Below are 5,936 nucleotides of genomic sequence, written 5' to 3' on the forward strand. Positions count from 1 at the left end.
CTCCAGGGCCCCTTGCCCATGAAGTACGAAAGGCTTCGTTGACACCTACGAAATCGTTCGTATAACTATCCGTAGGAAGTCGTGAGGAGAGAGGAAGCCATGAGCCGAGGAAAGCCGCCGCGACCCACGGATGCCGAGCTGGCCATCCTGCGGGTGCTGTGGGACGGGGGCCCGCGCACGGTGCGCGAGGTCCACGAGACGCTCCAGGATGGGAGCGGCTACACCACCGTCCTGAAGACGATGCAGATCATGACGGAGAAGGCGCTGGTGACACGCGATGAGTCCCAGCGCGCGCACGTCTACAGCGCCCGGCTCCCCCGGGAGAGCACCCAGCAGCAGCTGGTCACCGACCTGATGGACCGCGTGTTCGGCGGGTCCCCGGGGCGGCTCGCCCTGCAGGCCCTGTCCACGAAGAAGACGTCGCCCGAGGAGCTGGCGGAGCTGCGCCAGCTGCTGGATTCGCTCGAGAAGGAGTCGGAGTCATGAACGGTCTCGTCCTGGAAGCGGTGGGTTGGGCGCTCGTGCACCTGCTGTGGCAGGGCGCGCTCGTGGCGGTGGCCCTGGCGCTGGCGCTCCGGTGGGTGGGGCGGCGCTCGGCGAACCTGCGCTACGCGCTGGCGTGCGGCGCGCTGGGCATCATGCTGGCGCTGCCGGTGGCCACGGCGTGGCGGCATGCCTCGCGCGCGGTGGAGCCCCGTCCGGCGCGCACGGTGTCCGTCGCCCGGACCGCCGTGGCGCCCGTGACGGCTCCGGTGATGCCCCCTGCCTTGATGGACCTTCCGGCGCCCCGGCACCTGGCGAAGGCCGCGCCGCTGCCCCGGCTGGACGGTCTGCTCCAGCAGGTGGGCGAGCACCTGCCCTGGCTGGTGCTGGCGTGGGGCCTGGGCGTGGCGGCGTCGTCGCTGCGGCTGCTCAAGGGCTGGATGGGGCTGCGGCGCCAGGTGGACGAGGCGGTGCACGCGTCCTGGGAATGGCAGCAGCGGCTGGAGGTGCTGGCGCGGCGGCTGAACCTCACGCGTCCGGTGCGCCTGCTGGTGTCGTCGAAGCTGGACGTGCCGTCCACGCTGGGCTGGCTGAAGCCCGTGGTGCTGGTCCCCACCGCCACGCTCACCGGGCTGGCCGTGCGGGAGCTGGAGCTGGTGCTGGCCCATGAGCTGGCCCACATCCGCCGTCACGACTTCGCGGTGAACGTGGTGCAGACGCTGGTGGAGACGCTCCTCTTCTACCACCCGGCCGTGTGGTGGATGTCCCAGGTCATCCGCGTGGAGCGGGAGAACTGCTGTGACGACCTCGCCGTGCGGCAGGGCCCCGGCGCCCTGCCCTACGCCCGCGCGCTCACCGCCCTGGAGGCGCTGCGGCTGCAGGGCATGGAGGCCGGAGGTCCCGCGCTGTCCGCGCTGGGCGGTTCACTGAAGGACCGCGTGCGGCGGCTGGTGGTGGCGCCCGCGTCGCGGTGCTCGTCGCGCTGGGCGGCGGGGGTGTCCATCGTCACGCTGGCCAGCAGCCTGGCGCTGGCCGCGCCGCTGACCGCGCTCGCCGTGCAGCAGCCCGCGAAGGCGCCGGAGTCGAAGGCCCCGGCGGCACCTGCCGCGAGCGCCATGCCCAAGCCCCACGGCACCGCGTCCGCGGCGGTCCCGGCGCCCGCGCCGCTCGCGGTCCTCGCCGCGCCCCCGGCTCCGCCGCCCGCGCCGGCTCCGGTCGTCGCGCCGGCACCGAATCCCGCTCCGGCTCCGAACCCCGCGCCCTCCCCGAAGGAGAAGGCCCGCGCGGCGCGGAAGGACGCCGAGGATGCCGACGAGAAGACCCGCGTGGGCGTGGATCCGCTGAGCGTGGATCAGCTCGTCGCCCTGAAGATCGCGGGCGTCACGCCGGAGGTCGTCGAGCGCATCTCCGCCATGGGCTACGAGCCCACCGTGGAGACGCTGGTGGGCTTCCAGCACGCGGGCGTCACGCCGGACTACGCGAAGTCCATGACGGACCGCTTCGGCCGCTCCATCCCCGCCGACCAGCTGGTGGCCATGAAGCACATGGGCGTCACGCCGGAGTGGCTGGGCCAGATGGCGGCCCTGGGCTACGGGAAGGAGGACTCCGACGACCTGCTGGCCGCGAAGGCGATGAACATCAACGCCGCGTGGCTCAACGAGCTGAAGGCCGCGGGCTTCGCGAACCTGACGCTGGATGAGGCCCTGCAGCTGCGCGCGATGTCCGTGGACGCGAAGTACCTGCGCGAGCTGGACGCCGCGGGCGTGAAGCCCGCTACCGTGGATGAGCTGGTGCGCCTGCGCGCCAGCGGCGTGGATGAAGACTTCATCCGCCGCATGCAGAAGCCCCGGAAGTAACCCCTCCCTTCCTCTCCCACGCGGTCCCCACCGCGCGCGCCTTCCCGGGCGCGCGGACGGGCCGCGCCTTGCCTGAAACCCGAAAAAGGAGTCGCCGTCATGACGTCGCGCCTGTCTCCGTGGCTCACCCTGGTCGTGATGCTCCTCGCCCTCCCCGTCCTCGCCGCCGATGCGCAGCGCACCGGCACCTGGGGCGCCCATGTGAGGGAGCAGCAGCTGCAGCTGTCGTTGCATCCGAAGGACAAGCCGGACTCGCACCACGGCTTCTCCGCGCCGCTCGCCGACTTCCAGGGGCTGTCCACGGCGGACGGCAGCAGCGCCCCGTTCAAGCTGGTGCGCGAGGCGGGCACGTTCGACTTCGAGGGCCGCTTCAAGGACGGCCAGGGCGTGGGCGCCTGGCGCTTCAGCCCGGACGCCAGCTTCACGAAGAAGCTGGCGGAGCTGGGCATCCCCAAGCCGGACGCGGATGAGCACATGCTCCTGGCCAGCGTGAACGTCGGGCCCCAGCGCGTGCAGGCGCTCGCGGCCACGGGCCAGAAGGTGACCACCGTGGAGGAGCTGGTCCAGGTGGGCATCTTCCAGGTCACCCCGGACTACGTCCGGGCGATGGCCTCCGCGGGCTACCCGAAGCTGACCATCGAGCAGCTGGTGGCCTGCCGCATCCACCAGGTCACGCCGGAGCGCATCCAGGGCTATGCGGCGCTGGGGTTCAAGGGATTGCCCGTGGATTCGCTGCAGGCCATGAGCATCCACGGCGTGACGCCGGACTTCGTCCGCGAGATGCGCGGCCTGGGCTTCAAGGACCTGAGCGCGGACGACCTCGTGGCCATGCGCATCCACGGCGTCACGCCCGCGTTCGTGAAGGAGATGCGCGAAGCGGGCTATGAGAACGCCACCGCGGAGGACTTCATCTCCATGCGCATCCACGGCATCGACTCCATCTTCGTCCGCTCGATGTCGAAGAAGCGCAAGTAGTCAGCAGGCACGGCGTCGTGGGTTTCCCATACGTCATCCGGCGCCGCCGCTTGTCATGCGAACGCCACCGTGCCGCAATCCGCCGGTGCAAGGCATTGCCGCCTTGCACCGGCCGGAGCGTTGCGGATGCGAAGCATGATGAAGGCGTTGTTCGTGATGAGCCTCACCCTGGGCGTCCTCACCGCCTGTGGCCCCGCCACGGGGGCTGACGAAGCCAGACTCCCCAGCGGCGAGGCCCAGGTGGAGCAGGAGATCGGCACCGACCCCAACTGTCCCATCTCCCAGATGCAGTCGATGATCACCTGGCAGACCCAGTGCCGCACGTCCTGCTCGAACAGCGCCGGGTACGATGAGCCGAACACCACCTACGGCGGCTACGGATTGCCCGGCACCAAGTACAAGCGCTGCTGCTCGAACGGCACCTGTACGACCTGGAAGCTCATCGGGCCGGTCTGTCAGGTCTGCGAGCTGAACTGACCCACGGCCCACGCCCCGCCCGACGCCCGGTCGGGCGGGCGCTGTGAACGGGACCAAACAGACTAATTTTCTTTCCAAGAAATCAGCATTGAAAGCCTGAGCCCCAAGGACATCTCGTCGCCCCCCATCCTTGCTGGAGGCGGCAGCTGCTCTCATCCCCCCGTTCCCTTTCCCGCGCGCTCGTCCGGGCGTGCCTGGTGCTTCCCCTCTGCCCGCTCGCGGCCTGTGACGTCCGCGAGCCCCCGCCCGACGCGCGCGTCGCCGTCGCTCGCGGTGCCGTCACCGGTGAGCTGGCCGCGACGCTCATCGACGACAGCGGCTTCAACTACCCCTGGCAGCTGAACGACGGCGACGACAACTCGGGCGCGTGGGGCGAGGGCGATCTGGCCTATGCCGGCTATGACCTGGGAACGGTGAAGCAGGTGCGGGAGGTGTGGAGCCTGGGCGACCAGGCGCACCGCTTCCACGTCCAGCTCTTCGACGCCAACTGGTCCCAGACGGGCTGGTACGACTGCGACGTCGACGGCAGCGTCGTCCAGTGGCAGGGCTGCGACATCCCGGACACGAACGCACGCTTCGTCTACGTGCGCTACCGCACGAACACGACCGGCTCCTGGGTGCAGGAGGTGAACCTCCTGGGGGACGCCGCGGGCACCGGCGAGCTGCCCATTCCCTCGGGCGCCTTCCGGGGCACCTACTTCAGCGACCGGAACCTGACGACCCGGGCCTTCCAGCGGCAGGACGCCGCCATCCAGTTCTCCTGGGGGACGGGGAGCCCCGGCACGGGCGTGGGCGTGGATGACTTCAGCGTGCGCTGGGAGGGCGACTGGAACTTCGCCAGCGCGGGCACGTACCGGTTCTCCACCACGTCCGACGACGGCAGCCGCATCTACGTCGACGGGACACTCGTGGTGGACCACTGGAGCGACCACGGCGCGACGACGCGGACCGGCGACGTCACGCTCACCGCCGGCACGCACCGCGTGAAGGTGGAGTACTACGAGGCCGCGGGCGACGCGTCCGCCCAGGTGGGCTGGACGCTGCAGAGCACGCCCGGAGTGGGCGGCGTCCCCAACCCGCCCACCGGCTGGGTGCTGGACCTCCAGGACGACTTCAACTCGCTGGACTGGAACAAGTGGAAGCAATGGCAGACGAACTTGCCGCTCAACCACACGGTCATGGTGATGAACACGCAGAGCCAGTGCGTGACGGTCAATGGCCAGCTGGAGATGCGCGCGCGCAAGCGCAATGACGGCTCGGGCATCTGGGATGGCTGCTACCTGGACCAGGGCACCTGGTGGGACGAGCAGAACTGGCGGCCCGCCCATCCCGGCTACGCGGACTACCAGGTGTCGTTCAAGGCGGACCTGCCGCCGGGCCTGGGCACGGGCATGTACTTCCTGATGTGGCCCATCGCGGAGAGCTGGGGCGGCACGCCGTGGCCGCCAGAGCTGGACATCGTGGAGCTGCCCTACAACGACAGTACCAACGTGATGACGACCTGGCACTGGGACCCGGACAACAAGCAGTCGGAGGTCCGCCCCGCCGTGGACCGCCGCAATGGCAAGCAGTGGGTCTACACCGCGCGCCGCGTGGGCAATGACCTCCGGATGTGGATTGGCGACCCGGCGACCAACGTCATCCGCGAGGTTCCGCTGCCGGCCGCGTTCTCCAACAACCCGGATTACAAGCGGATGCTGGTGGGCATGGCGAACTTCGTCGCCTCCACCTGGGCCCTCACCGGCAGCGGATCCGCGTTCTGGTACGGCGACGCGAACGCCACGGGCTCTACGGCATGGACCGCGTCCATCGACTACGTGAAGGTGTGGAAGCCGGGTCCGGGCATGAGCGGGCAGTAGGGCTTCGCGCCCCCGCGCGGACGGATCAGGGAAGGTCGTCCGCGCGCGGTAGCGGACGTACTTCGACTCGGACTCGTTCATGCCGGGACCGTCTTGGACCTTGGACCTCCGGCGCTGGAGGTAGGCGCCAGGCCCCCACGCGTCAGGCCTTCCAGTGCCTTCCGGGGCAGGAAAGTCCGCTGCTGGATGCTCCAGCGGCGCGGAGTGGCGCACGCCACACATCCGCCTCCTCACTCGGCCATACCGTCCCCCCGCTTTTCGGTGTATCCCTGGCTCCCCCCACGGG

At 70.0% G+C, this 5,936-nt stretch carries 5 protein-coding genes; all 5 read left to right on the forward strand.

The window, feature by feature from the left end; genetic code table 11:
- The first annotated feature begins 99 nt into the window (after positions 1–99).
- The 5 genes from D7X55_RS34335 (at position 100) to D7X55_RS34355 (ending at position 5,650) form a co-directional block, all read left to right on the forward strand.
- Entirely contained in the window at positions 100–486 is a 387-nt protein-coding gene (locus tag D7X55_RS34335; RefSeq protein WP_120549815.1) for a BlaI/MecI/CopY family transcriptional regulator, read from the forward strand.
- Positions 483–2,339, forward strand: a complete 1,857-nt coding sequence (locus D7X55_RS34340) for a M56 family metallopeptidase (protein ID WP_121725255.1) — start codon at positions 483–485, stop codon at positions 2,337–2,339. The genes D7X55_RS34335 and D7X55_RS34340 overlap by 4 nt, the downstream gene beginning before the upstream one ends.
- Before the next feature lie 99 nt (positions 2,340–2,438).
- On the forward strand, positions 2,439–3,314 hold the full coding sequence (locus D7X55_RS34345) for a 4-hydroxy-3-methylbut-2-enyl diphosphate reductase (RefSeq protein WP_121725256.1): 876 nt from the start codon (positions 2,439–2,441) through the stop codon (positions 3,312–3,314).
- A 135-nt stretch (positions 3,315–3,449) separates the two neighbouring features.
- On the forward strand, positions 3,450–3,791 hold the full coding sequence (locus tag D7X55_RS34350; RefSeq protein ID WP_147442812.1) for a hypothetical protein: 342 nt from the start codon (positions 3,450–3,452) through the stop codon (positions 3,789–3,791).
- A gap of 197 nt (positions 3,792–3,988) precedes the next feature.
- Complete coding sequence (locus D7X55_RS34355; protein ID WP_158626469.1) at positions 3,989–5,650, forward strand: PA14 domain-containing protein; 1,662 nt, start codon at positions 3,989–3,991, stop codon at positions 5,648–5,650.
- Positions 5,651–5,936: the final 286 nt, after the last annotated feature.

This window comes from Corallococcus sp. AB049A (genome assembly GCF_003668885.1).
In the GTDB taxonomy this organism is placed as follows: Bacteria; Myxococcota; Myxococcia; order Myxococcales; family Myxococcaceae; genus Corallococcus; species Corallococcus interemptor.

Coding starts and splice junctions, on each gene's coding strand:
- D7X55_RS34335 (WP_120549815.1), top strand. CDS start 100: ATGAGCCGAGGAAAGCCGCCGCGACCCACGGATGCCGAGCTGGCCATC.
- D7X55_RS34345 (WP_121725256.1), top strand. CDS start 2,439: ATGACGTCGCGCCTGTCTCCGTGGCTCACCCTGGTCGTGATGCTCCTC.
- D7X55_RS34350 (WP_147442812.1), top strand. CDS start 3,450: ATGATGAAGGCGTTGTTCGTGATGAGCCTCACCCTGGGCGTCCTCACC.
- D7X55_RS34340 (WP_121725255.1), top strand. CDS start 483: ATGAACGGTCTCGTCCTGGAAGCGGTGGGTTGGGCGCTCGTGCACCTG.